The organism is Bartonella sp. AA86SXKL, from assembly GCF_042196885.1.
Map to the genome: position 1 here is coordinate 334 of NZ_JBHIRE010000505.1, position 262 is coordinate 595.

The 262-nt window shown below is 42.7% G+C and carries 1 protein-coding gene; it reads right to left on the reverse strand.

The window, feature by feature from the left end; genetic code table 11:
- A partial coding sequence (locus tag ACFIO5_RS12915) for an ATP-binding cassette domain-containing protein (protein WP_375705622.1) occupies positions 1 to 262 on the reverse strand: 262 nt, incomplete at both ends.

Consider the following 262-nt stretch of genomic DNA (forward strand, 5'->3'; position numbering starts at 1 on the left):
TTCAACAATCTTTTGTTCCTTAAGTGTGATACGACGATGCATTTGTTTAGCCAAAGCGTAATTATGTGTTGCAATAAGAGCAGAAAGACCAGCTTGACGAACAAGCGCAGATAAAGCTTGAAAGACATACGCGGAAGTTACAGGATCAAGATTCCCTGTAGGTTCATCAGCTAAAAGAACCGAAGGACCATTTGCTACTGCACGCGCAATAGCAACACGTTGTTGTTCACCACCAGATAATTCAGAGGGACGATGATTAGCG